A 25,734-nucleotide genomic window follows, 5' to 3' on the forward strand; every position below is an offset into this window, starting at 1 on the left:
TTTTTTTATATCCAACGCTCAAAAAACACACCTATATCGTGCTCATTTTCTGAAGTTTTTGACTTCCTTTCTGGTATTTTTCCACAACGACTCGCCCGCTCAATGCTCACCAAAACCACCCTATTATCCAAACATTATTTGTATACATAGAGATAGCTTCATTCACCAACATAAACATTAGCTACCAATAACTACTTTATTAAAAACAACGAATTAAAACCAAATTATCATTGTATACAATTTCAAGAAAAATCCTTTTGTTGCATTTTTGTAAATAAATAGTTGACCACAGGGTCAGGATGGATAATTATTGACCAAGAAGTCAAAAAAATTACACATGGAATATGTCGATATACAAGGAGGTCTCTTGATTACTTTTTTGCTCAATCAGGAAATAAGACACGAAGACAATCTGTCGCCGAATATGACCGTACTTGATTACCTACGTACTCACGTCAACAAGACAGGGACTAAAGAGGGTTGCGGCTCTGGTGATTGCGGTGCGTGTACTGTGGTATTAGGTGAAGTGGTAAACGGGCAATTGCAGTATCGCTCGGTCAACTCATGCTTAACATTTGTTTCTGCTCTGCATGGGAAGCAGCTGATTACCGTAGAAGATCTGCAGAACCGAGATCGCTCTTTACACCCTGTACAACAAGCGGTTGTGGATTTTCATGGTTCACAGTGTGGCTACTGTACGCCTGGTTTCATCATGTCGATGTTCGCGCTCGGCAAAAATAAGCCTAACGCTAGCAAAGAAGATGTGATGGAGTCGCTAGCAGGTAACCTATGTCGCTGTACGGGCTACCGACCAATTGTCGATGCTGCAATGTCGTTGTCTACAGACCAACCTCTTATCGACCAATTCGCAGAACTTGAACGCAAAACCATTGAAAAACTTGAGAGCATTCAAGGCACTGAAGCAAACCTTCGTTTAGGTCATCTCACTGCATTCTCTCCTAAAAGCATTGATGAGCTGGCGAAACTGTATATCGCTCACCCGAAAGCTAAACTGGTTGCAGGCGGTACCGATTTAGCGCTCGAAGTCACGCAATTTCACCGTGAGATCGAAACCCTTATCAGCGTCAATCTTGTCGAAGACATGAAACTGTGTGAAGAAACCGACACTGACCTTATCATCGGTGCCAACCTTCCAATCAGCGACGCCTACTCACTTCTGAAAAAGCACTACCCCGACTTTGGCGAGCTACTTCACCGTTTTGCGTCACTGCAAGTACGTAACCAAGGCACTATTGGCGGCAACGTAGCTAATGCCTCCCCTATCGGTGATACGCCTCCTCTACTGATTGCGTTAGATGCGAAGATCAAACTACGTTGTGGCGATGAATCACGCACTATGCCAATCGAAGACTACTTCATCAGCTATAAAGTCACAGCTCAAAAAGAGAGTGAGTTTATCGAGCAGATCATCATACCTAAGCCGAGCAGCGATAGTTTCCGCGCTTACAAGCTCTCAAAACGTCTAGATGATGACATCTCAGCCGTGTGTGGCGCCTTCGACATTCAGGTCGAAGAAGGCAAGGTAACACACGCTCGCATCGCCTTTGGCGGTATGGCTGCAACGCCTAAGCGCGCCGCTCGTTGTGAAAATACGTTATTAGGCAGCCCTTGGACAGACGCTACAATTAAAGAAGCGATGCAGGAACTGTATCAAGACTTCGAGCCACTCTCTGATTTTCGAGCGAGCCAAGAGTACCGTTCACTGTCGGCCGCCAATATGTTGCGCCGTTACTTCATTGAACAGCAGAACAAGCACAATCAAATCGAAACAAGGGTAACGTCTTATGTCTAACAAAAACAAACAGGCGATGACCCACGAAGAGATGGTGACCATCGCAAAACAAGATCTAAAAACTGGCGTGGGTAAAAGCGTTAAACACGACAGTGCACCAAAGCAAGTAACGGGCGAAGCGGTATACATCGATGACCGTTTAGAGTTCCCAAATCAACTCCACGTTTACGCGCGTCTGAGCACACAAGCGCACGCAAAGATTACCAAGATCGACGTGTCGCCATGTTACGAATTTGACGGCGTAGCCATTGCCATTCAAGCCAAAGACGTACCGGGTGAACTGGATATCGGCGCGATTCTTCCGGGTGATCCGTTACTGGCTGACGGCAAAGTGGAATATTACGGTCAACCTGTGATTGCCGTAGCCGCCAACGATTTAGAAACCGCTCGCAAAGCCGCACACGCCGCCATTATTGAATACGAAGAGCTGCCAGCGATTCTGGATGTCAAAGAAGCGTTGGCAAAAGAGCACTTCGTGACAGAGAGCCATACACAACAACGCGGCGACTCCAAAGCTGCGTTAGCCAAAGCGAAACATGTGATATCTGGCGATCTTGAGATCGGCGGGCAAGAACACTTCTATCTTGAAACTCAAGTCAGTAGCGTAATGCCAACCGAAGACGGCGGGATGATTGTTTACACCTCGACACAAAACCCGACCGAAGTACAAAAATTGGTTGCAGAAGTGCTAGGTGTGCCAATGCACAAAGTAGTGATTGATATGCGCCGCATGGGTGGTGGCTTTGGTGGTAAAGAAACCCAAGCCGCGTCTCCTGCTTGTATTGCTGCAGTGATTGCGAGTCTAACGGGTCGACCAACCAAAATGCGTCTATTGCGCAATGAAGATATGCAGCAAACGGGTAAGCGTCATCCATTCTACAACCAATACACGGTTGGTTTTGACGACAACGGCGTGATTCAAGGTGCCGATATTACCGTAGCAGGTAACTGTGGCTACTCACCTGACCTTTCGAGCTCGATTGTTGACCGTGCGATGTTCCACTCAGACAACGCCTACTACCTTGGCGATGCAACCGTCGTTGGACACCGCTGCAAAACCAACACTGCATCCAACACCGCTTACCGTGGTTTCGGCGGCCCTCAAGGCATGATGACCATTGAACACATCATGGATGAGATCGCTCGTTACCTGAAAAAAGATCCATTGGAAGTACGTAAGGCGAACTATTACGGCGAAGAAGGCCGCAACGTGACCCATTACTACCAAACCGTTGAAGACAACTTTCTTCCTGAGATAACCGAACAGCTTGAACGCAGCAGTGACTATCACGCTCGCCGTAAAGAAATTGATGAGTTCAACAAGCAAAGTCCTATCTTAAAAAAAGGCTTGGCAATCACTCCGGTGAAATTCGGCATCTCGTTTACCGCAACTTTCTTGAACCAAGCTGGTGCACTTATCCATATCTACACCGATGGCAGTATTCATTTGAATCACGGTGGTACGGAAATGGGCCAAGGCTTGAACATCAAAGTGGCGCAAATCGTTGCAGAGGAGTTCCAAGTCGATGTCGAACGTATCCAGATCACCGCTACAAACACAGACAAAGTTCCGAACACATCACCAACCGCGGCCTCATCGGGCGCCGACCTCAATGGTAAAGCCGCGCAAAACGCCGCAATAACCATCAAGCAACGACTGATCGACTTTGCAGCTTCGCACTTCAAAGTCTCGCAAGAAGAGGTAGTGTTCAAGAACGGTATGGTACAGGTCCGCGACGAGATCATGACCTTCAACGCGTTTGTCGAACTGGCTTGGTTTAACCAAATCTCGCTCTCCAGCACTGGCTTCTACCGCACTCCAAAGATCTATTACGATCACGAAAAAGCGCGCGGTCGTCCGTTCTATTACTACGCCTACGGCGCGTCATGTTCTGAAGTGATCATCGATACGCTTACAGGTGAGAACAAGATTCTACGCGTCGATATTCTGCATGACGTAGGCGCTTCACTGAATCCTGCTATCGATATCGGCCAAGTGGAAGGTGGCTTTGTGCAAGGCGCAGGCTGGCTGACTACCGAAGAGTTGGTATGGAATGAGCAAGGTCGTCTAATGACCAACGGCCCTGCAAGTTACAAGATCCCAGCAATTGCCGATATGCCGATCGATTTCAGAACACATCTATTGGAAAACCGCAGTAACCCTGAAGACACTGTGTTCAATTCAAAAGCGGTAGGTGAACCGCCGTTTATGCTAGGGATGTCGGTGTGGAGTGCACTCAAAGACGCCATTAACTCGGTGGCGGTCGATGGCGCCATTCCGAAACTGAATACACCTGCGACACCAGAGCGCATTCTGATGGCCGTTCAAGCCGTTTCAGAGCCCGCAAAGGCGTCGGTAGACAGTGAACAAGAGACTGCGTAGTGATTAACATCATCAAGGTGTGACAAACAGGTAACAAGGACACTCGCCAGTCCGCAGTATTGAGCAGGAAGCTCTTTAGGCTGGCGTAAGAAGCATCAAGTTGGAGCTTTTGGAGGAAGTATGTTTAAGGATAATTGGATTCACGAACTGGCAAAACTGGAAGAGAACTACGAACCTTGCGTCATGGTGACGGTTCTTGAAGACAGAGGCTCTGTTCCTCGTGATGCTGGAACAAAAATGCTGGTCACCCGCGATCGTATCATTGCGACCATTGGCGGCGGCCACCTTGAACATGTTGCCACCAAAATGGCACGCGAGATGCTGATCGCCAGCGAGAAATCTCTTAAAGTCGAGCGTTTCAATCTTGGTGCTCGCCTCGGCCAATGCTGCGGCGGCATGGCGACTCTGAGTTTCGAACCGATTGGTACTCAGCAGAACCATCTGGTGTTATTTGGAGCAGGTCATGTGGCCAAAGCTCTATTACACATTGTTGCCACCCTGCCTTTCCGCGTGACTTGGATTGATGAACGTGAAGAAGTGTTCCCAGATACCTTACCCCAAGGCGTTAAGAAGCTCGTCACTGATGATCCTGTCGGTGAAGTAAAACAGATGCCACCCAACAGTTACTACCTAGTGATGACGCACAACCACCAGTTGGACTTCGATCTGGCCAAGGCCATCATTGATCGTGAAGACAGTCGCTATTTCGGCATGATTGGCTCGCTAACAAAGCGTAAGAAATTCGACTTCCGCTTAGAGCAGCGCGGCTATAACCAAGATCAGATCAACACCATGATTTGTCCTATTGGTATCAGTGCCGTGAATGGAAAACATCCGGCAGAAATCGCGGTATCGGTTGCCGGTGAACTAATCGCACACTATCAAGGGCAAGCGCTTGAACAGAAACGCCCTACCCAACATTATCAAACTGAGGGTCGTAACGATCCCAACCAAACAAGCGATGTAGACGAACAGCCTCTGGAAGAGAAGATCGCCTAACACAAATCGCAGACTCCCGTCGCCATAACGTGACTGGAGGGCATTAAAAGGAAGTAGACATGACAACGCAACGCAAAGCTTATCGCGCCAGTATTCTTCATAGCGTGGCCGATCCAAAGGATGTCGGTTTAGAAGAGTCATATGAGTATTTCGAAGACGGAATTTTAGTAGTTGAGAATGGCCATGTGGTTGATTTAGGCAATGCCGATGAAGTGCTTGCTCGACAACCGAAAACTCTCAATGTCAAAGAGTACAAAGATAAGCTGATCACCTCGGGCTTTATTGATACGCACATCCACTATCCTCAAACTGGAATGATCGCGTCTTACGGCGAACAGCTTCTCGACTGGTTAGAGAACTACACCTTCCCAGAAGAGAAACGCTTTAAAAACCCCGTCTACGCGCACAAAGTAGCGAAGCTATTCCTAGACGAGCTGGCGAGCAACGGTACTACTACCGCACTTGTGTTCGGCACCGTGCACAAAGAGTCGGTTAACGTGTTCTTCGAAGAGGCAGAGAAACGTAACCTGCGTATGATTGCGGGTAAGGTTTTGATGGATCGCAACGCGCCAGACTACCTCACCGATACACCAGAGTCTGGCTACATCGATTCAAAAGAGCTGATCGATAAATGGCACAACCGAGGTCGCTTGCTGTATGCAGTGACACCTCGCTTTGCACCAACCAGTACCCCAGAACAACTTGCAACCGTGGGTAAGCTTTTGGAAGAGTACCCAGATGTATACATGCACACACACTTGTCTGAAAACGAGAAAGAGATTGAGTGGGTGAAAGCACTCTTCCCTGAGCGTGACAGCTATTTAGATGTGTATGACCACTATGGCTTGCTGCACAAACGCTCGGTTTTTGCACACGGCATTCACTTGTCTGATTGCGAGTGTAAACGACTAGCTGATACCGAATCCGCCATCGCTTTTTGTCCAACGTCAAACCTATTCTTAGGCTCAGGTCTGTTTAGATTACCGGAAATGGAAGAGCATGGAATCCGTGTTGGTATGGGTACCGATGTGGGCGCAGGTACGAGCTTCTCTATCCTCCAGACCATGAGTGAAGCGTATAAGATCATGCAGCTTCAACACAAGAAACTGCACCCAGCTAAATCGTTATTCTTAGCGACTTTAGGCGGCGCTCGCTCTCTGCACCTTGAAGATAAAATTGGCAACCTGGAAATCGGCAAAGAAGCGGACTTTGTTGTACTCGACTTGCACGCAACTCAGTTAATGCGTTTTAGAATGGAGCAAACAACAAATCTTGAAGAAAAGCTGTTTGTGTTAATGAGCTTGGGCGATGACAGAACCGTGAGCGAGACTTATATCTACGGAGAAAAGGCGTACGACGCCAATTTCAAGGAATACAAAAAACTCGTCAGTTAGGCTTAAAAACGAGTAACACCTGCTAGGTACCAACGACAATCGTTGCAAATAATCCGTCCAGATTCGCCTAGCCTTCTAAGACCAGTCGCCCCCAGCTTCTGGTCTTTTTTGCATCCTTATCAAATAACAATAATTAAATCTCTAGTGTGTGCTAAATGCCCACGACGTAAGCAATTTATGTTGGTAACTTAAGATACTTATATAAGCTGCTCACTCTTCCCTGACCATGTGAGCGCACTCTTACTTTACCCGTCACTTAGAAAAGGAATTCTATGTTCGAGCAGGTTGTTGGCATTCTGTTTCCCGTCTTTGCGCTCGCCGCTGCTGGCTTTGCCGTGGGTCGTTGGCTCAAACCCGACTTCAAGCCTATCAACCGCATTAATATGGATGTGTGCATCCCAGCTTTGGTGTTTGCGTCGCTCACGACCATGCCACTCGATACAGAGCAAGTGCCGCTGATTACCGCCTCATTGGTTGCGGTATTAGTGCCTGCTCTATTAATGATTCCTATCTGTAAAATCTTTAAACTCAACTTCAAAGCTTGGGCCCCTCCGCACATGTTCCGCAATAGTGGCAACCTTGCGATTCCCCTATTCACCTACACCTTTGGTGACACCGCACTCGCTCCAGCGGTACTGCTGTTCGTGGTTTCTGCCTGCATCCACATTAGCTTGGGCTTGGCGCTGTTGAGTGAAGGAAACCCGATAAAACAGATCTTCAAGATGCCGATTTTCCTTGCAGCAGCCGTAGCAATGACTCTCAACTTGTCTGGCGTTGCAGTTTGGAACCCTATCTACGAGGCAACATCGCTACTCGGCCAAGCTGCTGTACCTATCATGCTGTTATCCCTTGGCTCACAAATGGTCAACCTAAGACTCAGTGGACTCAAAGTGGGCTTACTGTGTACGGCTCAATCTCTGTTCACTGGTGCTATCGCATTCGCCATCATCTACTTTTTCATTCCACTGCCAACACTGCATCTACAAATGATGGTTCTGTTCACCATGCTGCCACCCGCAGTGATGAATTACTTGTTTGCTGAACGCTTTAACGTAGAGCCACCTAAAGTGGCGTCTATGGTGCTGTTTGGGAACTTCTTAAGCGTAGTGACCCTGCCTATATTGCTGACGTTTGCACTGTCATTTGGGTAACACCGCAACGTAGGCTAGGTTACATCACACAATATTGTTTTGACCTAGAGCGAGAAAGCTATCACAACCCACTACGACGACGCTTTGTCCAGTTTGAGTTCGGCAGTGACCTTAGTGAGACGAAGCGCAATCGCAAAGCAGACTAAGTAAGGACTAACATACCAGAAAAGGCTTTCTATCGGCTGTTTAAGCTGCGCTTCCCGAGTTTTGATGTATTGATTTTTCTGCTTCTCGTATTGATTTAGCATCCCACTCACCCACACAGAATCGCTCTCTAACAAAGCAATATCAGGGGCTGGAACCATTAATGTTTTGGCGCTCGGCAGCAGAGAAAAATCAACACCTCTAAAGGTTTTGGCGGTTGCGAGGTACCACATGCATGCTTGATGATAATCAGCTTGATCACTTGCTGAGGGCTGACCCGAACAAACATCACCACGTAATCGTTCAAGAGAAAACTGCTCAATAGACTCCAGAATCACTACGGCCCTTGTCTGTTCTGTTTCCACCCAATCACCGGCAACCTTAGCGCGAATCTCAGAAACCGCGCCAAGCATGCCAATCCCTGCCAGAAACGGCCATAAATAGTCCATACGCTTCCACTTTCTTCGGCTCAGATTAAACCCACACCAAATTGGGATATGCAGCAGAAGAGTCAACCCAACAGACAATAAAACAAAGTTAAGCGAGCTAGAGAGCATCAACTCACTTTCAAAGAAATGCTTCATAATTAGACACTTGCCTATATGAATAAGAGTATTTCGATAGTAAATATGAATTGCTTGAAGAGTGTAAGAAACACGTCAGAAAAGAGAGAAATGTCTGACTAAGAAGAGAAAACAAAAAGCCCCGGTATAGGAACCGGGGAAACAGGGTGGGACGAGTTTGGCGCGTGCCCGTGTAACCAAACTCTCCCCAAGCCTCACCTAAGACTCACGCTCTTAGGTAAAGGATTCTGGACAAATTATTGAAGTTTCGCTCCTTGTGCGGCCCAATCACCAATCAGTGCACGTTCGTCGTCTGTCATTTGGGTGAGGTTTCCAAGTGGCATGACTTTCGTAGTAACAGTTTGAGCGATGATTCTCGGTACGTTGGCTTTGATCTCTTCAGGTGTATCTAAGATCACTCCAGCCGGTGCCGCAGCAAAAGCGGCATGAGTTGGTGAAGCTGAGTGACACACCGAACAGCGCTCTTGAATGACCTGGTTGATGGTCTCAAAGCGAATGCCTGCGTCCGACGTTGCTGGAACACTGGTAGCTGCAGTTTGTTGTGCCTGAGCGCCGTTATCAGATTCCACAGCTCCTGCCGCGACTTCCTCTACGACTGGCGCAGCTTGAGCATTGCTTTGTACCTGCTCAACCACAGGCGCTTTGGCGACTGGGGTCGGTGTCATCTGCTTTTTCGCGTAAGGTGAGGTAACGAACGCAAGCGTGATCATTCCGAGAGCTGCCACTGGCACTGTCCAAGCAAATTTCTGGCTACCATGTCGGGTATTAAAGTAGTGGCGAACCAAGATACTGAATACCGCCAAACCCGCTAGAATCAACCAGTTGTACTCCGAACCATAGGTGCTTGGGAAATGGTTACTGATCATGATGAACAATACTGGTAGCGTCATATAGTTATTGTGACGAGAGCGCAGCAAGCCTTTTGCTGGAAGAGCTGGATCAGGCTCGCGCTTCTCTTCAATCGCTTTCACTAGATTGCGCTGCGCCGGCATGATCACGCGGAATACGTTACCTACCATGATGGTACCGATAATCGCACCAACATGGATGTAAGCACCACGGCCACTGAATACTTGAGTTAAGCCGTAGGTTGCAGCCACCAACAGCACGAACAACACGATACCAAGCAATACTGGCGTTTTACCTAATGGAGAGTCACACAATAGGTCGTAAATGAACCAGCCAGCAACAAAAGAACCAATACCAATAGCAATTGCGGTTGTCGAATCAAGGCCAGAGCCCGGTGCAATCAGGTAAATCTCGGCGTTGAGGTAGTAAACAACTCCAAGTAGACACACACCGGTGATCCATGTGAAGTAAGCTTCCCACTTAAACCAGTGCAGGTGCTCTGGCATCTCTGGTGGCGCAAGTTTGTACTTCTCTAGGTGATAGATACCACCACCATGAATTGCCCATAAATCACCAGATAGACCAGTTTTTGGGTTTACTCGGTTTAGGTTGTTTTCAAGCCAAACAAAGTAGAATGATGCGCCGATCCATGCGACACCAACGATCATGTGAATCCAGCGAATCGCCAAATTCAACCATTCTGTAATATGCGGATCCATAATAAACTCCTGTATCACAGCGCATTTTCAACGCGCTGCTCTTCCTTATTGTTGTCCGTCGGCAGGTCTTCCAAGTGCAGTGCCACGAGGTCGCTGTCAAAGTAAACTTCATCACAGTTATGGCCTTCGCCGCCTCTGTCTACAATCAAGAACTGGTCTTGATCGGTAAGCGCGAGAACGGGATGGTGCCACACTCCTTTGTGGTAGTTCACGCCTTGACGACCGTTACTAAGAAACGCTCGGCAGCTGGCTAGTGTCGGGTTTTCGCCCTTTGGCGCGACAACAATTAAATAGGGTTGACCAAGTAATGGAACGAATGCCTGAGAGCCTAAGGGATGGCGCTCTAGCATCTCGATAGTCAATGGGTAACTTAGCGGTGTGGCTTGGAAGATGCTAATGATGGCTTCTCCACCTTGGTCTTGCACATCCGTTGCCGCAAGCTTATGGTAGCGGCGGGTTGACCCATTATTGATCATGAAAAAATCACTGTTATCTGACTCGATAACATCACCAAACTCAGCAAAAGCTTGCTTAGTTAATGGCTCAATCACTAAACGACGTATTCCATTACTCATACTCTTTTCCTTACCTATTTCGCTTTAGTACCAAATAGACGTAAACGGCTAATACCACCATCAGGGAAGATGTTGGCACGTACGTGTGTTACAGCGCCAAGGTCGTTCACTTCGGAAATAAATTCATGAATATTGTGTGCCGAAAGCTTTTGTGCAGGCAGAAGCTCTCGCCAGAATAGGCTTTGTGTTTCAACTTGGTCGTCGGTACCGCCTTTCACGTATGCTGCTTGAATTGAACAGCTATCAGGGAAATTGCCTTTAAAGTGTGCAGTATCGACAACAATACGCTCGATGTTACCCGGGTGGCCTAATGCAACAATCACCCAATCATTGCCCGGTGTACGACGACGCGCGGTTTCCCAACCATCACCCATGTTTTCACCGCGGCCTGGGCCAAGAATGTTCGCTTTGTTCCCATAGTGCTCATCGCTACATGCCAGTGCGCGTCCGCCATGTTCAACCGCTGCAAGATCGATTTGCTGTTGCGCATCAATCGCATCCCAATCAACGCTCGGGCGACCGTAAACGCGCAGACGTGCAACACCACCGTCTGGGTAAATGTTTAGACGCAGGTGGGTAAACACTTGGTCACTTTCAATCTCTTCAAGGTGATGATGGTCGCCTTGCAGACCAATAGAAGGCAGGATCTCTTGCCACTCGGTAGAATCTGTTGGCTCGCCTTGTGGTGAATAGCATGCATCAATCGATGCAGAAGGCGGGAAGTTACCCGTAAAGAATGAAGTATCAATATCAACGCCTGCGATAGTGCCAGCCAAACCAAGGCGAATCACACAGTAGTCATAACCTTCGCCACGTTTACGACGGCTTTCCCAACCGTCCATCCACTTACCATTGTCGTCGTATAGATCATCTTTCCATACTGGCGCGGCGTGGCTAAGTAGGCGGCTTTTATCAGCGAAAAAGTCGTCCGTCGCGAAAGTCGCTTCCGCACCGAGTTTTTCGTCTGCAAGGTTTATGTACTGTTCAAATTTATGGGTCATGTCCGTGTAATCCTATGAAATTAATAAAGTAATAATAAAATGAGAACTTCATGTTTCAGCGACTGACTACTCAGATAGCTGAGGCATCAAGTTGATTCTGAGATAGCTGTTAACTCCGTTAACCTACATATCCCAGAGACGAAACATTGCGATCTTGTTGATCTCTTGAATCGCCGTAGCAAACTCAGTTTCACTATCATTTCCTAATCGCATCTCGAACGACTCAAGAATTTGGTAACGATTGGCTCCCTTTACCGCCATGATAAAAGGGAAGTTGAAGCGACTTTTGTAGCTGTTGTTGTAAGAAGTGAATTTTTCAAATTCTTCGGCGCTGCATTTGTCGATGCCCGCCCCCGCTTGTTCCTTAGTAGACGACTCTGTAAGTTCGCCATTTACTGCTGCTCGACCTGCTAAATCTGGGTGAGCATTGATCAAAGCCAACTGCTTGCCGTGGTCAGCTTGCAAAAGCGTGGATGCCATCTTCAGGTGCAGATTCTCGATATGATCATCTTCTGCATTTAAGCCTTGGTCATACACCGCTTCAGCAACCCAAGGGCTGTGCTCGTACACATCGGCAAAATGGGCGACAAATTCATCGCGAGCCATTTTGGTGGGTTGGCATGATCGAAATACTGTCACTGTTAGCCTCCTTGCTATTGCTCTCTTTGCTTGTGTTGTTTTTATCGTTGTTAGTTACTACTGCTTTTTATTCACTATCCCGCTTTATACGGATGGTGTTCATGCCAGTGATTGGCAATATCGATACGACGGCATAACCACACGCTGTCGTGTTGTTTTACGTAATCTAGAAAACGTCTCAGCGCCATGATTCGCCCCGGACGCCCCACCAATCGACAATGAAGCCCAACCGACATCATTTTCGGTGCGGTTTCACCTTCCATATAAAGAGCATCAAAGGTGTCTTTCAGGTATTGGAAAAACTGCTCACCAGAGTTAAAGCCCTGCGCCGTCGAAAAGCGCATATCATTGACGTCTAGGGTGTAAGGGATCACCAGTTGTGGGCGGCCAGTCTCGGTATGCCAGTATGGTAGATCGTCGTCGTAGGCATCAGAGTCGTACAAAAAGCCACCCTCTTCTGCGACAAGTCGACGCGTATTTGGACCTGTTCGGCCTGTGTACCAGCCGAGCGGGCGTTGACCCGTGACTTGTTGGATGATCTCAATCGCTTTCACCATATGGTCGCGCTCTTCAGACTCATCGATATATTGATAGTCAATCCAGCGGTAACCATGGCTACAGATCTCATGACCTGCTTCGATCATGGCTTTAGCGACATCAGGGTGGCGCTCGATCGCCATCGCAACTGCAAAGACGGTTAATGGGATTTCATATTCATCAAACAGGCGAAGTACACGCCAAACCCCAGCTCGACTACCGTACTCGTAGATCGATTCCATGCTGATGTGACGTTCACCTTTGATCGGTTGTGCTGATGGGATCTCTGAAAGAAATGCTTCTGACTCATCATCACCATGCAATAGACAACGCTCACCGCCTTCTTCGTAGTTCAATACAAAGGAGACCGCGACACGCGCATTACCCGGCCATTGAGGATTTGGAGGGGTCGCTCCATACCCGATCAAATCTCTTGAATAATCCTTATTCATCCAAGTACTCCTAACATTAGTGTTTGGTTTAGTCGCTCATTCACAGGTTTTCTCTATGAGTTGAAAACAGCGAGCAACCTCACCCCATACATTCATTGTATACAATTATTTATCTTAATGTAAAGATTTCGTTATTAAAGTTAAATATTGCAACCACGATCATTAAAAAACAATAACTTAATAAACAATGGTGCAAGATTTTATTGGTATCGCACAGACTTGGTGCATAAAAAAACCGACTTAAAGTTAACATTTTTTCTACAATTGGCTTTACTAATTGTATACAGTTCGTTCATAGTTAGTGCTGACAAAGTGAGCAGACATTCATTTTGTCAGGCAAAAAATCGCAGATGAAACACAGCATAAGGACAGGACGCGACAACGCGCCGTGAAGGATTATGGGAAGATTAACAACACATGTTTTAGATACCACCCACGGCCTACCTGGAGCAGAGATCAAGGTAGAGCTATACAAGGTAAACGAAGGCTCAACGGAAAAACTGGCGACGGTTGTGACCAACTCAGATGGCAGAACCGATGCACCCATTCTTGCTGGTAACGACTTTGTTCCAGGCAAGTATCAGTTGGTGTTCTATGTGGCAGATTACTATAAGAGCAAAGGCATCGAACTTGATGGCGTGCCTTTCTTAGATGATGTCGTGATTCGTTTCGGTCTTGACGACCCAGATGCGCATTACCATGTCCCCCTCTTAGTGTCCCCTTACAGCTTCTCGACATATCGCGGAAGTTAACCCCAATAAAAGACATATAAAGGAAATTTAGCCGCACTTATTTTTTTGCTAGGCCTTCGCTAACCGATATCGTCAGCGAGCTTGGTCAGGCTTGTTCGTGCCCAAGAAAGAGAAATCACCTTAAACACATGAAACCTTAATATTGAAATCTCGCTGTATTCAATACATGGATCACAACATAAAAGGACTTGCTGACATGAGTGAGAGTAAAACTGAAATACTCAACCAAGATGCGAATAACGGAATTTTAGAGAAGTTTTTTAAAATTAAGGCCCACGGAAGCAGTGTAAAAAATGAATTGGTTGGTGGCGTGACCACTTTCGCAACCATGGCTTACATCATCTTCGTTAATCCACAGATCATGGCGGCATCCGGCATGGATTCTGGCGCGGTGTTCGTCGCAACCTGTATTGGTGCAGCGATTGGCTGTCTGTTAATGGGGTTATTTGCTAACTGGCCGGTTGGCCTTGCGCCGGGTATGGGCCTCAACGCCTTCTTCTCATTCACTGTGGTGAGTGAAATGGGTTATAGCTGGGAAGTGGCGCTTGGAGCCGTGTTTATCTCTGGTGTGCTATTTGTCGGGATGAGCTTCTACAAGGTTCGTCAATGGATCATAGAGAGCATTCCAGAGAGTTTACGCTACTCCATGACCGCAGGTGTCGGGCTATTCTTAGGGCTTATTGGTCTCAAAACTGCAGGTATTGTCGTCGAAAACCCAGCAACTTTGGTCTCATTAGGTGACTTTACCAAGCCAGAAGCATTGCTTGCTGCTATCGCCTTTCTAATTATCGCAGTACTGAGTGAGCGCAAAGTGTTTGGTGCCGTACTGATTGGTATTTTGAGCGTCACGCTTATCGGCATGATGTTAGGTCTAGTGCAATACAACGGCTTCTTCGCAGCGCCACCAAGTTTAGCGCCAACCTTTATGGCAATGGACATCGCTGGCGCACTGAACGTGTCTATGATCAGCGTTATCTTAGCCTTCCTTTTTGTCAACATGTTCGACACCGCGGGTACATTAATGGGTGTTGCGGAGCGTGCGCATCTAACTAACCCAGAAACGGGCAAGATTGAAGGTTTGAGCAAGGCATTAAAGGCCGACAGTATTTCGAGTGTTGCCGGAGCTTGTGTGGGTTGTCCTCCTGTAACCAGTTACGTTGAGAGTGCAGCCGGTGTTGCGGCAGGTGCTCGTACAGGCCTTTCTGCAATTGTGGTTGGCGCGCTATTCCTAGCCGCAATTTTCCTATCACCACTTGCTGGTATGATTCCAGCGTATGCGACTTCAGGTGCGCTAATCTACGTAGCGTTTGTGATGATGAGCAGCATGCAGCACGTTGACTGGAAAGACTTCACCAACGGTGCACCAGCAGCCATCACCGCTTTGATGATGCCGCTCACTTTCTCAATCGCGAATGGTATTGCGCTTGGCTTTATCACTTACACGGTATTAAAGCTGGCAACAGGTAAGACGAAAGATGTCTCTATCTCTATGTATTTCTTAGCGGCTATCTTCATCGCTAAATTGGTGTTCATTGGCTAAGTGACTGTTTATTAGTTAACCGCCATTGAGTCACACACCATGAGCGCTTGGTTTATCCATCAATCAAGCCAGGCGCTCATATCACTTTTTAAGAAAGCTAATTGTACGGCGCCAATAGCGTGTCTATGCGCTTGTCGTGCACCTTTTTTATGACCCTACGCAGTTTGTAGAAGTCATTGTTTGACTGTCATTCGCTTGTGCACATAAACACAAACAGAGGAATATCAAATGAAACTTCTGTATACCCTAAATGAAAGACCGCCTCATGGGCTTACCCTCCTACTTGCACTACAACATATGCTTGCCTCTATTGGTGGGATCGTTGCAGTACCATTGATTGTTGGCGCATCCATTGGTTTGCCCAACACTGAAATCGTCTCACTTATTAATGCAGCCTTATTGGCATCGGGAATTGTCACCGTCGCGCAGTGTCTCGGTTTCGGCCCAATTGGTATCCGCTTACCGGTGGTGATGGGCTCTAGCTTCGCCTTCCTCGGCGTAGCAATCTCGATTGGTAATGAAGGTGGCGTGAGCGCAATTATGGGCTCAGCATTGATCGGATCATTCGTAGTGATTGCGGCCAGTTTTTACATGGATAAGGTGAGGAAACTGTTTCCTACCGTAGTAAGTGGTGTCGTAGTGACCTTGATCGGCTTAACCATTTTACCGGTTGCCATGAACTGGGTCGGAGACTCTCCAGCCAATAGTGAACAATTCGCCACACTCCCGAAACTCTTTCTCGCGCTGGTCTCTTTAGGGATTGTGGTTTGTGTCTCTGTCTACTGTAGAGGCGCTGTCGCTGCATCGGCCATCGTGATCGGGCTTGCTGGCGGCTACATAGTGGCGCTATCACTTGGCATGGTAAACCTCGACCAAATTAGCTCTGCAGCTTGGATTGGCGGCCCCGAGCCATTCAAGTATGGCTTCACATTCTCAATGAGTGCCATTATTAGCATGAGCTTGGTGTACATCGTCGTGATTGCTGAAGCGACGGGCGATTTCATGGCACTTGGCAATAACTGCCAAACCCAAGTCAGCGGTAAAGATCTAAAACGCGGCCTATTAGGCGATGGCCTCGGTAGCACACTTTCCTCTGTTTTAACCGCAATGCCGTTGGCATCATTCAGCCAAAATGTCGGCATTGTCGGTATCACTGGAGTTGCGAGTCGCTATGTGGTTGCGGCAACGGGCGGCTTACTTATCCTCGGTGGTCTATTCCCAAAACTCGCCGCTATTGCCGTTACTATCCCTAAGCCAGTATTAGGTGGTGTCGGCTTTGTGATGTTCGGAATGATTGCTTACGCAGGTATTCGCATGCTGATAAAGGCGGCGGACACCAAACGAAACGCCCTTGTGATTTGTGTTGGTCTTGCTTCTGGGCTAGCGGTCACGTTCGAACCAAGGCTGCTACAACACTTACCTCATGATTTAGCCAACTTCCTACACTCAGGCATTACTACCGGCACCATCATGACCGTACTGCTTAATCTAATTTTGCCGAAGTCATCAAAAGCAGAAGAGCAAGAAGCGCTAGCAGAGAGCCAAGCTCAAGTTCAATTAGAAATCCAAGAACAAGCAGAAATGCACGAGCAGGTAGAACGAGAAGAACACGCTGAACTGCAGCAAAAAGAACAAACCGAGACAACGGAAGTAAAAGCAAACTAAAGCGCTTAATCTGGCTAGCGACTTAAGGCTTAACGACTCAAATAGATAATGAGTAAGTGTGCACTCACATTACTTAAACAGAATACTGCAGTGTGTTGAATCAATACACTGCTTTATCACCCTTATCACTAACAATACAAAACCAAAGACCCTCTTCCCTGAAAAGGCTGAGATGGCTAAGGACTATTATGAATGGAAACCATCTGGATTAAGAATCCACTCGCAATCTACACTGGCTCACAAGCTGATGCCGAAGGCGGGATTGTCATTCAAGGCAATAAAATCATTGAACTGGTAGGTAAACACAAAGAGCCTACCTTACCTGTCGATTATAGCGTTGATGCCTCACGTCATGTTGTCACCCCGGGGCTTATTAATGCCCACCATCACTTCTATCAAACCCTTACTCGTGCCTATCCAGGCGCGCTGAATAAAGAGCTGTTCCATTGGCTGCAAAGCCTCTACCCAGTTTGGGCAAACCTTGATGCTGAGATGATGAGCCTAGCAACGGAACTCGCGCTCGTTGAGCTCATGATGTCGGGCTGCACCACCGCATCCGATCACCATTATCTACTCCCCAATGGGCTTGAACATGCAATTGATCTGCAAGTCGAAGCCGCCGAGAAGCTCGGTGTTAGGGCTATCTTTACCCGAGGTTCGATGAGTCTAGGAGAAGATGAAGGTGGACTTCCGCCAAGACACACCATTCAGACCGAACAAGCCATCATCGACGATAGCGAGCGCCTGATTCGTGACTACCACCAGCGAGATGAAGGCGCGATGGTTCAAATCGCTCTCGCCCCTTGCTCACCATTTTCGGTCACCACTGACTTGATGAAAGAGACTGCTAAGATCAGTGAGCGTGAAAACGTAATGATGCACACTCACCTCTGCGAAACCCTCGATGAAGAGGATTTTTGTATTGAGAAGTTTGGTCTACGTCCTGTTGATTATCTCGAAGACGTTGGCTGGCTCAATGATCGAACATGGCTAGCTCATGGTATCCACTTCAACCCTGAAGAGATAAAACGCTTAGGGACGGCTGGCGTCGGTATTAGCCATTGCCCTACGTCGAATATGATGCTCGCTTCTGGCATCTGCAAAAACAACGACCTTGAAGCTGCAGGCGTAAAAGTGGGTCTCGGCGTTGATGGTTCAGCGTCCAATGATGGCTCCAACATGATTGCCGAAGTACGCATGGCAATGTATCTGCAAAGGCTGCAGTACGGCTCTGCCAATGTCTCGCATTTTGATGCACTGCGCTGGGCAACATCCGGTTCCGCACGTGCGATGGGACGCTCTGACATCGGCACTATTGAGGTTGGTAAACAAGCCGATATCGCTATGTTCAAGCTTGATGATATTCGTTTCTCTGGCAGTCATGATCCGCTCGCCGCACTGCTTTTGTGTGGTGCCCAGCAAGCAGATAAAGTCATGGTAGCCGGACAATGGAGAGTGAATGATGGTACGGTCATCGGTGTGGATATGGAACATCTAATGCACCGCCACCATGCTGCCGCAATGAAACTTGGTATGGCAATGAAAAACCACTAGCGTTCATCTTTGTCTATCACAGTCTGAGTAGATGACCGTGATAGACAAAGCGATACACATTTCACGCAAACATCTTTATCTTCTGCTTTGATTGCTCACCCTTTCCTGATGAAAGCTTCCCTCAACCATATCTTCATTTATATCTTTTTTGAATATTTCCTACTTTGAAAACGAAAACATAATAATAAACTAATAAAAAACAAACTAATTTAATGAATACTAATTTACCTTTTAATTAATATAAAGCACGCGCATTATTTGGCACAGATCAAATTTAAAACGATCGTTCTAATTATATATTCATGAAATGAATCAACAGATTTGGTAATAACCACAAAACAATCGATAATTATAGATTTATCACTTAAAGCGACAATGCATAGAATAAAATTCTATTGAGGCCTTTATATGCCTAGCCTGAGAAGAAAAACAGAATAAATGACTTAAATATCACTTAAACCCATAGATCAACAAACGATCAATGTGAATTCAAATATGTGATCTGAATAGAACTTTTCATTATAAATCTGCTATAGATTGAGCGAATCTTATAAAAACAAAATTCACATTAGAGGAGGGAAATTTAAAAACCACATAATTACTACAAGTAATAACAAATAAAAACTATTCAATAACACCTTATAAATATTTAAAAATACCAGAAAAGTGGTAGGGGTATTATTGTCTTTGAACAAATCTAATAACAGATCAAGCAGGGTTAAAAAATGAAAAAAATCACTAAGACACTTGTATTATCTTCGATTTCCATTGGGCTACTTTCCTCTTTTGCACTCACTTCTCAAGCAGCCTCAATTCAAATAAACCAAGCGTCGGTTGAACAAAATATACCTCAAGTGACCTACGAAACGATCATTGGTGAGAATGGTGTCTTTATCGATTTAGATACCGACAACTTTATTCTCAAACAACAAGAGTGGTACCAAATCCAAGCCTATGTAGAGGGTGCATTGGCGCTACCTGTAACTGAAGCGAGTATGAAATCTACGCTCGGCATCCCCAATGATATCCCTTTCTCCAACTTCCAAGCACTCGTTGAACAGTACTCTAATATTCACGATACCGCCTTCTATTGGAAAAAAGACCTCTATCCAAGCATTGTTAACCTCTCATTAAGCTTGTCCAATTACGCACAAATCAAAGACTACATGCTTAAACCGTTAAGTAATGCGCTCAATGAAATGTTAGACAAAGCCTTCTCACCACTACCAGAAGACATTGAAGCTGTTGAGCGCAATAGAAAAATGGCGATTGCTTACCTAAAAAGCCTGCAAAATTTCTCTATGAGATACCAGCAAGAGGTGTCTGATGTAGGCGATAATTTACTGGAGTTTTCTGCCACATTAGACACTCAAAAGCTGCAATTGGATGTGTTGGAAGGCACACATAACGGTTATCTGAGTGATGATGGCAGTGCGTTACAACAGAGAGTGAACGACATAAATGCTCGTATTGCTCAGCTGAATAAAGACTACACTCACTACGTTACTGTCGCTTCAACTGCAGTCACTTATGCTTGGTTCCCGATGGTGGCAGTGCCTATTATGGGTGTATATGGCGACAAAGCAGAGAAGGCACGTAAGCTTCGTAATGAGCTACAAAAAGAGGTGGATGATCTTCAAGATCAATTAACTTACACTCAGAAAATATACAACTCTTACCATCGTTCATCAGAAAGCATCGATATAATTTCTCAGCAGATTGAAAACGCAATTCCACATATTAATGAATTGAAGCTCAACTGGCAGAAAATGAATTCAGATTTCACCTCGTTGCTTGCTGCATTAGATGAAGCTCAGAATAATGCTGACATCATGAAAGATGATGCAATGCTTGGCGCAATAGGCGCTCTAGCCAATACATCGGTAGCCGAAATGAACTGGAATAATATCAGTGAAAAAGCCAAGGCATTTGCAAATAACGCCTATATTCAGAAAATGGAATAGTCTACTTCCAGCTCGATAAAATAATAACCCTAATAAATTAAGCCAAATAATAGAGCCACGCCTTATAACAATAAGGTGCGGCTTCTGCTACCCAAAATTTGGTAATACTCATTTCGACAGGATTTTAATATGAGACTTCTACCTATTGTTATTGCTCTTTCATTTTCTCAACAGGCTTTTGCTAGTGATTGGCTAGAGTTGAATAATTTACCAAACTCCACTGAATACCCAACATGGATTCAATCTGCCTATTCAGAGGTGGGCGTATTAACTCGATCTACATCAGACTTACATATCAACCTTAGTGATTGGATTGCACAGCAGAACCTTTACGTTACCAAACCTTCAAAAATCGTCGTTTTTGCAGATACCATAGAGGTACCTGAGAACTTCAACTTAGTCGTCAATAATCAAAACATCCTCATTTTTGCACGCAAGATTGTTGGTCGAGGCACCCCGACATTTGTGCTTGGGCAACAAGGCTCTGCAGCATCCGTGTCTGTTATCGCGGGAGAGATCGAAACACCAATTAATGTATTGGCCTTCCAAAGTGATGGCAGTATCACCCGAGACGCCGTTTCAGGTGAAGAAGGCAATGGTACGTCTGTGGTATTGGCTGGTTCGCATTATCGAAGAACCACTATCGACTCCAACATTACTGGGCAAATGAAACTGGCATCCGATCCGTTTGCCGACATTGTTAATCGCTCTTTTGATATGGCCGCCACGCTATTCGATACGAACCCCGAGCTTAGTCTCGATCTCATCAACTGGATTGAGCAAAGCTTGCGCCACGCTGGTTCCGTTGTTGAGGATGACCCGATTCTTTCAGATCTGTACCTGCAAACCGTCGCTTTCAAACAGTTCATTAGCTTCAGCACCAAAGAGAGCAATTACGTCCCATATCTCGACAAAGTTTTATACCAAGACAAGTATGAGGCGTATCTGAACGCCATGATCGCCTATCAAACACAATGGGATATTATTCAAGACAGAAATACCGTTATTGAGGACAAGATTGAAGCAGCTAAGTTAGCGCTCGCTAACATTGAGGACGTTCTTAGAGCTCAAAGCTCGATCATCACGCAAACTCAGTCCAACATAGATAAAATCGGTGATAGCCTGACCGAAATCGACGCTCAATACAAAGCACAAGAGCTTGTTACCCTTGATGCCAGAACCACCTACCTAGTGGGGGTAGAGAATTGGAAAACGCAACAACAACTCAATGCCGCTTTAGCGATATTCAAGGCGATAGCGGAAATCGGAAGTGCGGTCAGTGGTGTGTTCACAGGCAATCTTTCTGGAGTGAATGACTTAACCGAGCAGCTAGCAAAAACACCTGAAGCACTGGAAAAGGCAAAGAACCTCGTTACCAACATTAAATCTGTCACTGGTATTATTGATAGTGTGACCAAAACGATTTCTGGTATTTCACAGCTGACTAACGATGTTAAGTCTGCCATCAAATTCCAAAAAGTATCGGAAGCGATGGACAGCTTTAACTTTAATATCCCAACACTCAATGAGAGTAATCTTGCATGGGATCTGATGATCACAGAGATTCGCAGCAATCTCAGATATGCTGATAGCTTAGGTATTAAAGGCGCAAGGCAGTATCTGTTAGAGCTTGAGAAACAAGTCCTACTCGGCAAAGCCATCAACATCACTCAGCTTAACTTTGCCCATGAGCAAGTAAAACTGGTTGACCTGCTATTAACCAATAATGTCACTGTCAATCAACAGCAACGACTGAACGCAGCCATTGATGGTTATCAGCTAGACAGTGCTGGCTTTGAATCCGTTGAACGTGAACTTTCTAGAGTTTTAATGCACTTCAAGCGTCCGATGTACGTTGCTCTATCGAACTACGTTCAAGCATACGAATACTGGGCATTGAAACCAAGCGAGATCACCCCTTCTCTGAACAAGAGCTACCTAGACTATCAATTTGACTTGGCCTCTATCGAAAGTGAGTATGTGAATGCTCTATCTTCATTCCAGCCTGCGCCACAAGACTTCACTATTGATAATTACACCATCTCTAGCCCAGAGCAGTTGGAAAGCTTTGCCAATACAGGGGAATTGAACTTCACGATTCCACTAGAGCAAGTTCAACTCTGTTCATTTGACCGCGTTAGGCTCTCTACCGTTCGAGTGTTCCTTGAAGGTGAAAACTTACCTTACGGCAAGCAACTTAACTTGCGAGTTTCCAGTTCTGGTGCCTATGCTGACCGATATGAGAATCAGGACTACCAGTTCAGCTCTAACCCTGTGTCGCGCGCATTCTACTACCGCCTTGATGATCCAACCACCAATGACGTAAGCATCATCACTGATGGCTCTGTGGCGAATAAGTTTGAGTACGCGTATTTCCAACCAACGCCATTCTCTTCTTGGAATGTCACGCTCAACAACTTTGATAAAACCGACCAAGCCAACAACCATTACCTTAAAGATGTCGAACAGATTCGTGTCGAGTTCCTTGGTAGTGGTATCCCCAATGGCAACAGTTGTTCTCATTAAAGACAGCCTGTTTTTGACCAGAAAAACTTAGGTTCTCACAGGAGAGCACACTAAAAAGGCCGACGAATTGTCGGCCTTATTTGTTCAATCTTAGGTTCAGGCTAAGACCTAATCCATCAAACTCTTTGATTTAATGGCCTTCTTCGCCAACTCCTTTGCAAACTCAGCAATGTCTGCTTCGAATTCATCCACGCTTTGGCGGATGTCATCCAGTTGTACCGTCTGCATCACGCGATTTTCCATCACGATTTGACCGTTAATGATCGTCGTATCGATGTTGCTTGGGTTCGCTTGATAAACCAAGGTGGCGTACGGGTCATAGCTTGGCATCATGTTCGCTGACTGAGTCTCTACAATCACGATGTCCGCTTTTTTACCGACTTCCAATGAACCGATTTGGTCTTCCATATGCAGAGCCTTGGCACCGCCTAGAGTCGCCATCTCGATCACTTGTTCAGGAATCATAATGGTACGGTCTGAGTACTTTAAGCGCTGCATGTTTGCTGCGTAGCTAAGGGTGCGCATGATATCCACTTGGTTAGAGCTCATTGGGCCATCGGTACCCAAACCTACTCGCATGTCTGCGCGGTACATATCCCATGCAGGAGCGATGCCGGTCGCCCCTTTAGCGTTTGCCATTGGATTGTAAGAGATCCCGGCGTCAGCCTGTTTTAAAAGCCTCTGATCGTTCTCAGACAAGTGAATACCGTGAGCAATCACGACACGCTCATCGAGTACGCCGATTTCATCCATGTACTCCACTGGTGAACTTGCTGTGGTTTCATCTTTAATGCGTTTTTCTTCATTAGGAAATTCCGCAACGTGAATCAACACAGGCACATCGTATTGAGCAGACAGTTTATTGATTTCTTGTAGCTTATCTTTGCTCACGGTATAGACGGCGTGTGGCGCATAAGCTGGCGTAATCAAGTCATCATTCTGGTACGCTTCGATGAACCCTTTTGCGTAATCAATACCACCATAAGGTTCTTTCGCATCAACAACCGGGAACTTAATAACAGTTTCACCAAGCACGGCACGCAGACCAACCTCTTTGGTTGCCTTGGCCATCTCATCCATGTGGTAATACATATCGGCATACGTTGTGACACCACTTTGTGCCAATTCAATACTGCCTAGTTTGGTCGCATTATAGATAAGCTCTCGACTCAGTTTTTCTGCTTCAAGCGGAAAGAAGTAGGCAAAAAGACGATTCGAGATCCCCTCTTCTCCCAATCCACGAAATGCAATCATAGGAAGGTGGTTGTGAGCGTTGATCATACCAGGCATGACGATACCGTCTTGAGCATCGATCACTTTCTCCGCGCGATATTGAGTCAACAGCTCCTCACTACCAACCGCGATGATCTGGTCGTCTTTCACCACGACAACCCCATCATCAATCACGTCCTTGTTCGCGTTAATCGTCAACACTTGGCCATTAGTAATCAATAAGTCTGCGTTGTAATCGTTGGTCGCTACAGTCGAGCCACAGCCAGTTAACAGAACGGCGCTAATCGTGTATGCCAAGCTTTTGAGAGTCATCAGTGTACCTTTAAGTTGTGCGTCCATTTATAGAGAGCGATAGCCCCTTGATAAAACAAAGTAGCTTGCCTGCGAGATTTCGCTACTTTCGATTTTGATGGCGGATATGACCTTGCCATTAAATAAAACGACATACTAAATCGAGTCGAGCGGATAATGAAATCGGTTATTGCACAGCAAATCACAATTATGGAAATACGAGGCGCAATCACTGCAATTGAATATCTTGAGGCCAATATGAAAAAGACCTGCAATTGCAGGCCTTGTATGAAACTGAAACAGCTTAGCTCTTAACACCACATCCTTTTATCACCAGCTGTGTGATGAACTTAGCGGCGTCTTCATAATCTTGGTCATCAAGTTGATCTTTTTTCATCACACTGCAAATCTGCCAACCAAAATCAGCATAGGTTTGCGTGGCCGCCCAGATGGTGAACATTAGGTGATGTGCAGGAACGTCATCCATTAGCCCTTGTGCAGACCAAGTAGCGAACTTATCGATGATCATCTGAGATTGCTTATAAAGCTCATCACCAATCTCTTTCGGCAAAACCTTAGCGCCCGACATCACTTCATTGGCAAAAACCTTAGAAGCGTGTGGGTGATCACGAGAGATAATTAACTTAGTTTGAATGTATTGAGACAGTGCTTCGACAGGATCATCGAGCTCTTCAATTGGGCGCGAGGCTTCTAACAACGGTTGCGTCACTGACTCTAACACTGCGTTATAGAGCTTATCTTTTGAACTGAAGTAATAGAACACGTTAGGCTTAGGAATGTCAGCAGCTTTGGCGATATCAACCATCTTTGTCGCTGCATAGCCGTGCGTCGCGAATTGCTCACACGCCACTTGAATGATTAAGTCTTGGTTCTTCTGCCTGATCTTAGACATATCATATCCCTACAACCGATTGATTTAGCTTTAGTGTCCTTCGCGATACAAATAAC

The 25,734-nt window shown here is 46.2% G+C and carries 18 protein-coding genes and 2 pseudogenes; 11 read left to right on the forward strand and 9 right to left on the reverse strand.

What is annotated here, in order from left to right; all coding sequences use genetic code 11:
* Nucleotides 1–367 precede the first annotated feature (367 nt).
* The 5 genes from xdhA to OCV50_RS15400 all read left to right on the forward strand — a co-directional run bounded on the left by xdhA (nt 368) and on the right by OCV50_RS15400 (nt 7,740).
* Entirely contained in the window at nt 368–1,813 is a 1,446-nt protein-coding gene (gene xdhA, locus OCV50_RS15380; RefSeq protein WP_261904794.1) for a xanthine dehydrogenase small subunit, read from the forward strand.
* Complete coding sequence (gene xdhB, locus OCV50_RS15385; protein ID WP_261904795.1) at nt 1,806–4,196, forward strand: xanthine dehydrogenase molybdopterin binding subunit; 2,391 nt, start codon at nt 1,806–1,808, stop codon at nt 4,194–4,196. Before xdhA ends, xdhB begins: the two co-directional genes overlap by 8 nt.
* 120 nt (nt 4,197–4,316) lie before the next feature.
* Complete coding sequence (gene xdhC, locus OCV50_RS15390; RefSeq protein WP_261904796.1) at nt 4,317–5,195, forward strand: xanthine dehydrogenase accessory protein XdhC; 879 nt, start codon at nt 4,317–4,319, stop codon at nt 5,193–5,195.
* A gap of 59 nt (nt 5,196–5,254) precedes the next feature.
* On the forward strand, nt 5,255–6,589 hold the full coding sequence (gene guaD, locus OCV50_RS15395; protein ID WP_239839250.1) for a guanine deaminase: 1,335 nt from the start codon (nt 5,255–5,257) through the stop codon (nt 6,587–6,589).
* A gap of 272 nt (nt 6,590–6,861) precedes the next feature.
* Nucleotides 6,862–7,740: an AEC family transporter gene (locus OCV50_RS15400; RefSeq protein ID WP_261904797.1), complete on the forward strand. Its 879-nt coding sequence runs from the start codon at nt 6,862–6,864 to the stop codon at nt 7,738–7,740.
* Between the two features lie 71 nt (nt 7,741–7,811).
* On the opposite strand, the gene OCV50_RS15405 is transcribed toward OCV50_RS15400, so the two are convergent.
* The 7 genes and pseudogenes from OCV50_RS15405 to puuE all read right to left on the reverse strand — a co-directional run bounded on the left by OCV50_RS15405 (nt 7,812) and on the right by puuE (nt 13,240).
* Nucleotides 7,812–8,468 (reverse strand): hypothetical protein, encoded by a 657-nt coding sequence (locus OCV50_RS15405; protein WP_261904798.1) that lies wholly within the window; start codon nt 8,466–8,468, stop codon nt 7,812–7,814.
* 236 nt (nt 8,469–8,704) lie between these two features.
* Nucleotides 8,705–8,980, reverse strand: a pseudogene (locus OCV50_RS23310) (urate hydroxylase PuuD); the annotation flags it as partial.
* A gap of 113 nt (nt 8,981–9,093) precedes the next feature.
* Nucleotides 9,094–10,036, reverse strand: a pseudogene (locus OCV50_RS15410) (urate hydroxylase PuuD); the annotation flags it as partial.
* Between the two features lie 14 nt (nt 10,037–10,050).
* Nucleotides 10,051–10,611 (reverse strand): ureidoglycolate lyase, encoded by a 561-nt coding sequence (locus OCV50_RS15415; RefSeq protein WP_261904800.1) that lies wholly within the window; start codon nt 10,609–10,611, stop codon nt 10,051–10,053.
* A gap of 14 nt (nt 10,612–10,625) precedes the next feature.
* Nucleotides 10,626–11,612 carry an allantoicase gene (alc, locus tag OCV50_RS15420; protein ID WP_261904801.1) on the reverse strand — a complete coding sequence of 329 codons (987 nt, stop codon included), beginning with the start codon at nt 11,610–11,612 and terminating at the stop codon, nt 10,626–10,628.
* A 123-nt stretch (nt 11,613–11,735) separates the two neighbouring features.
* Nucleotides 11,736–12,251: a 2-oxo-4-hydroxy-4-carboxy-5-ureidoimidazoline decarboxylase gene (uraD, locus tag OCV50_RS15425; RefSeq protein WP_032553523.1), complete on the reverse strand. Its 516-nt coding sequence runs from the start codon at nt 12,249–12,251 to the stop codon at nt 11,736–11,738.
* Nucleotides 12,252–12,325: 74 nt separating this feature from the next.
* Nucleotides 12,326–13,240 (reverse strand): allantoinase PuuE, encoded by a 915-nt coding sequence (gene puuE / locus OCV50_RS15430; protein ID WP_239839256.1) that lies wholly within the window; start codon nt 13,238–13,240, stop codon nt 12,326–12,328.
* A 398-nt stretch (nt 13,241–13,638) separates the two neighbouring features.
* On the opposite strand from puuE, the gene uraH reads away from it, so the two are divergent.
* The 6 genes from uraH (at nt 13,639) to OCV50_RS15460 (ending at nt 23,241) form a co-directional block, all read left to right on the forward strand.
* Nucleotides 13,639–13,992 carry a hydroxyisourate hydrolase gene (uraH, locus tag OCV50_RS15435; protein ID WP_261904802.1) on the forward strand — a complete coding sequence of 118 codons (354 nt, stop codon included), beginning with the start codon at nt 13,639–13,641 and terminating at the stop codon, nt 13,990–13,992.
* 196 nt (nt 13,993–14,188) lie between these two features.
* Nucleotides 14,189–15,532, forward strand: coding sequence for an NCS2 family permease (locus tag OCV50_RS15440; protein ID WP_032553527.1), 1,344 nt, complete (start codon nt 14,189–14,191; stop codon nt 15,530–15,532).
* Nucleotides 15,533–15,760: 228 nt separating this feature from the next.
* Nucleotides 15,761–17,197 carry a purine permease gene (locus OCV50_RS15445; protein WP_261904803.1) on the forward strand — a complete coding sequence of 479 codons (1,437 nt, stop codon included), beginning with the start codon at nt 15,761–15,763 and terminating at the stop codon, nt 17,195–17,197.
* Nucleotides 17,198–17,389: 192 nt separating this feature from the next.
* Nucleotides 17,390–18,751 carry an 8-oxoguanine deaminase gene (locus OCV50_RS15450; protein WP_261904804.1) on the forward strand — a complete coding sequence of 454 codons (1,362 nt, stop codon included), beginning with the start codon at nt 17,390–17,392 and terminating at the stop codon, nt 18,749–18,751.
* A gap of 725 nt (nt 18,752–19,476) precedes the next feature.
* Nucleotides 19,477–20,715 (forward strand): alpha-xenorhabdolysin family binary toxin subunit A, encoded by a 1,239-nt coding sequence (locus OCV50_RS15455; RefSeq protein WP_239839260.1) that lies wholly within the window; start codon nt 19,477–19,479, stop codon nt 20,713–20,715.
* Nucleotides 20,716–20,844: 129 nt separating this feature from the next.
* Nucleotides 20,845–23,241, forward strand: a complete 2,397-nt coding sequence (locus tag OCV50_RS15460; protein ID WP_261904805.1) for a hypothetical protein — start codon at nt 20,845–20,847, stop codon at nt 23,239–23,241.
* 108 nt (nt 23,242–23,349) lie between these two features.
* Here the strand turns inward: OCV50_RS15460 and OCV50_RS15465 are convergent, their stop codons facing one another.
* Nucleotides 23,350–24,786, reverse strand: a complete 1,437-nt coding sequence (locus OCV50_RS15465) for an amidohydrolase (RefSeq protein ID WP_261904806.1) — start codon at nt 24,784–24,786, stop codon at nt 23,350–23,352.
* 283 nt (nt 24,787–25,069) lie between these two features.
* The gene (locus OCV50_RS15470; RefSeq protein WP_239839263.1) at nt 25,070–25,678 is read right to left on the reverse strand and encodes a TetR/AcrR family transcriptional regulator; all 609 of its coding nucleotides are present in this window, start codon (nt 25,676–25,678) and stop codon (nt 25,070–25,072) included.
* Between the last annotated feature and the right edge of the window lie 56 nt (nt 25,679–25,734).

The sequence above is a fragment of the Vibrio fortis genome, from assembly GCF_024347475.1.
Lineage (GTDB): Bacteria > Pseudomonadota > Gammaproteobacteria > Enterobacterales > Vibrionaceae > Vibrio > Vibrio fortis.

Bases quoted from the DNA above. Each gene is read 5' to 3' on its own strand.
- alc (WP_261904801.1), bottom strand. From the start codon at position 11,612: ATGACCCATAAATTTGAACAGTACATAAACCTTGCAGACGAAAAACTC.
- OCV50_RS15415 (WP_261904800.1), bottom strand. From the start codon at position 10,611: ATGAGTAATGGAATACGTCGTTTAGTGATTGAGCCATTAACTAAGCAA.
- OCV50_RS15440 (WP_032553527.1), top strand. From the start codon at position 14,189: ATGAGTGAGAGTAAAACTGAAATACTCAACCAAGATGCGAATAACGGA.
- uraH (WP_261904802.1), top strand. From the start codon at position 13,639: ATGGGAAGATTAACAACACATGTTTTAGATACCACCCACGGCCTACCT.
- OCV50_RS15450 (WP_261904804.1), top strand. From the start codon at position 17,390: ATGGAAACCATCTGGATTAAGAATCCACTCGCAATCTACACTGGCTCA.
- OCV50_RS15460 (WP_261904805.1), top strand. From the start codon at position 20,845: ATGAGACTTCTACCTATTGTTATTGCTCTTTCATTTTCTCAACAGGCT.
- OCV50_RS15455 (WP_239839260.1), top strand. From the start codon at position 19,477: ATGAAAAAAATCACTAAGACACTTGTATTATCTTCGATTTCCATTGGG.
- OCV50_RS15400 (WP_261904797.1), top strand. From the start codon at position 6,862: ATGTTCGAGCAGGTTGTTGGCATTCTGTTTCCCGTCTTTGCGCTCGCC.
- OCV50_RS15465 (WP_261904806.1), bottom strand. From the start codon at position 24,786: ATGACTCTCAAAAGCTTGGCATACACGATTAGCGCCGTTCTGTTAACT.
- OCV50_RS15470 (WP_239839263.1), bottom strand. From the start codon at position 25,678: ATGTCTAAGATCAGGCAGAAGAACCAAGACTTAATCATTCAAGTGGCG.
- xdhC (WP_261904796.1), top strand. From the start codon at position 4,317: ATGTTTAAGGATAATTGGATTCACGAACTGGCAAAACTGGAAGAGAAC.
- OCV50_RS15445 (WP_261904803.1), top strand. From the start codon at position 15,761: ATGAAACTTCTGTATACCCTAAATGAAAGACCGCCTCATGGGCTTACC.
- OCV50_RS15405 (WP_261904798.1), bottom strand. From the start codon at position 8,468: ATGAAGCATTTCTTTGAAAGTGAGTTGATGCTCTCTAGCTCGCTTAAC.
- puuE (WP_239839256.1), bottom strand. From the start codon at position 13,240: ATGAATAAGGATTATTCAAGAGATTTGATCGGGTATGGAGCGACCCCT.
- xdhB (WP_261904795.1), top strand. From the start codon at position 1,806: ATGTCTAACAAAAACAAACAGGCGATGACCCACGAAGAGATGGTGACC.
- guaD (WP_239839250.1), top strand. From the start codon at position 5,255: ATGACAACGCAACGCAAAGCTTATCGCGCCAGTATTCTTCATAGCGTG.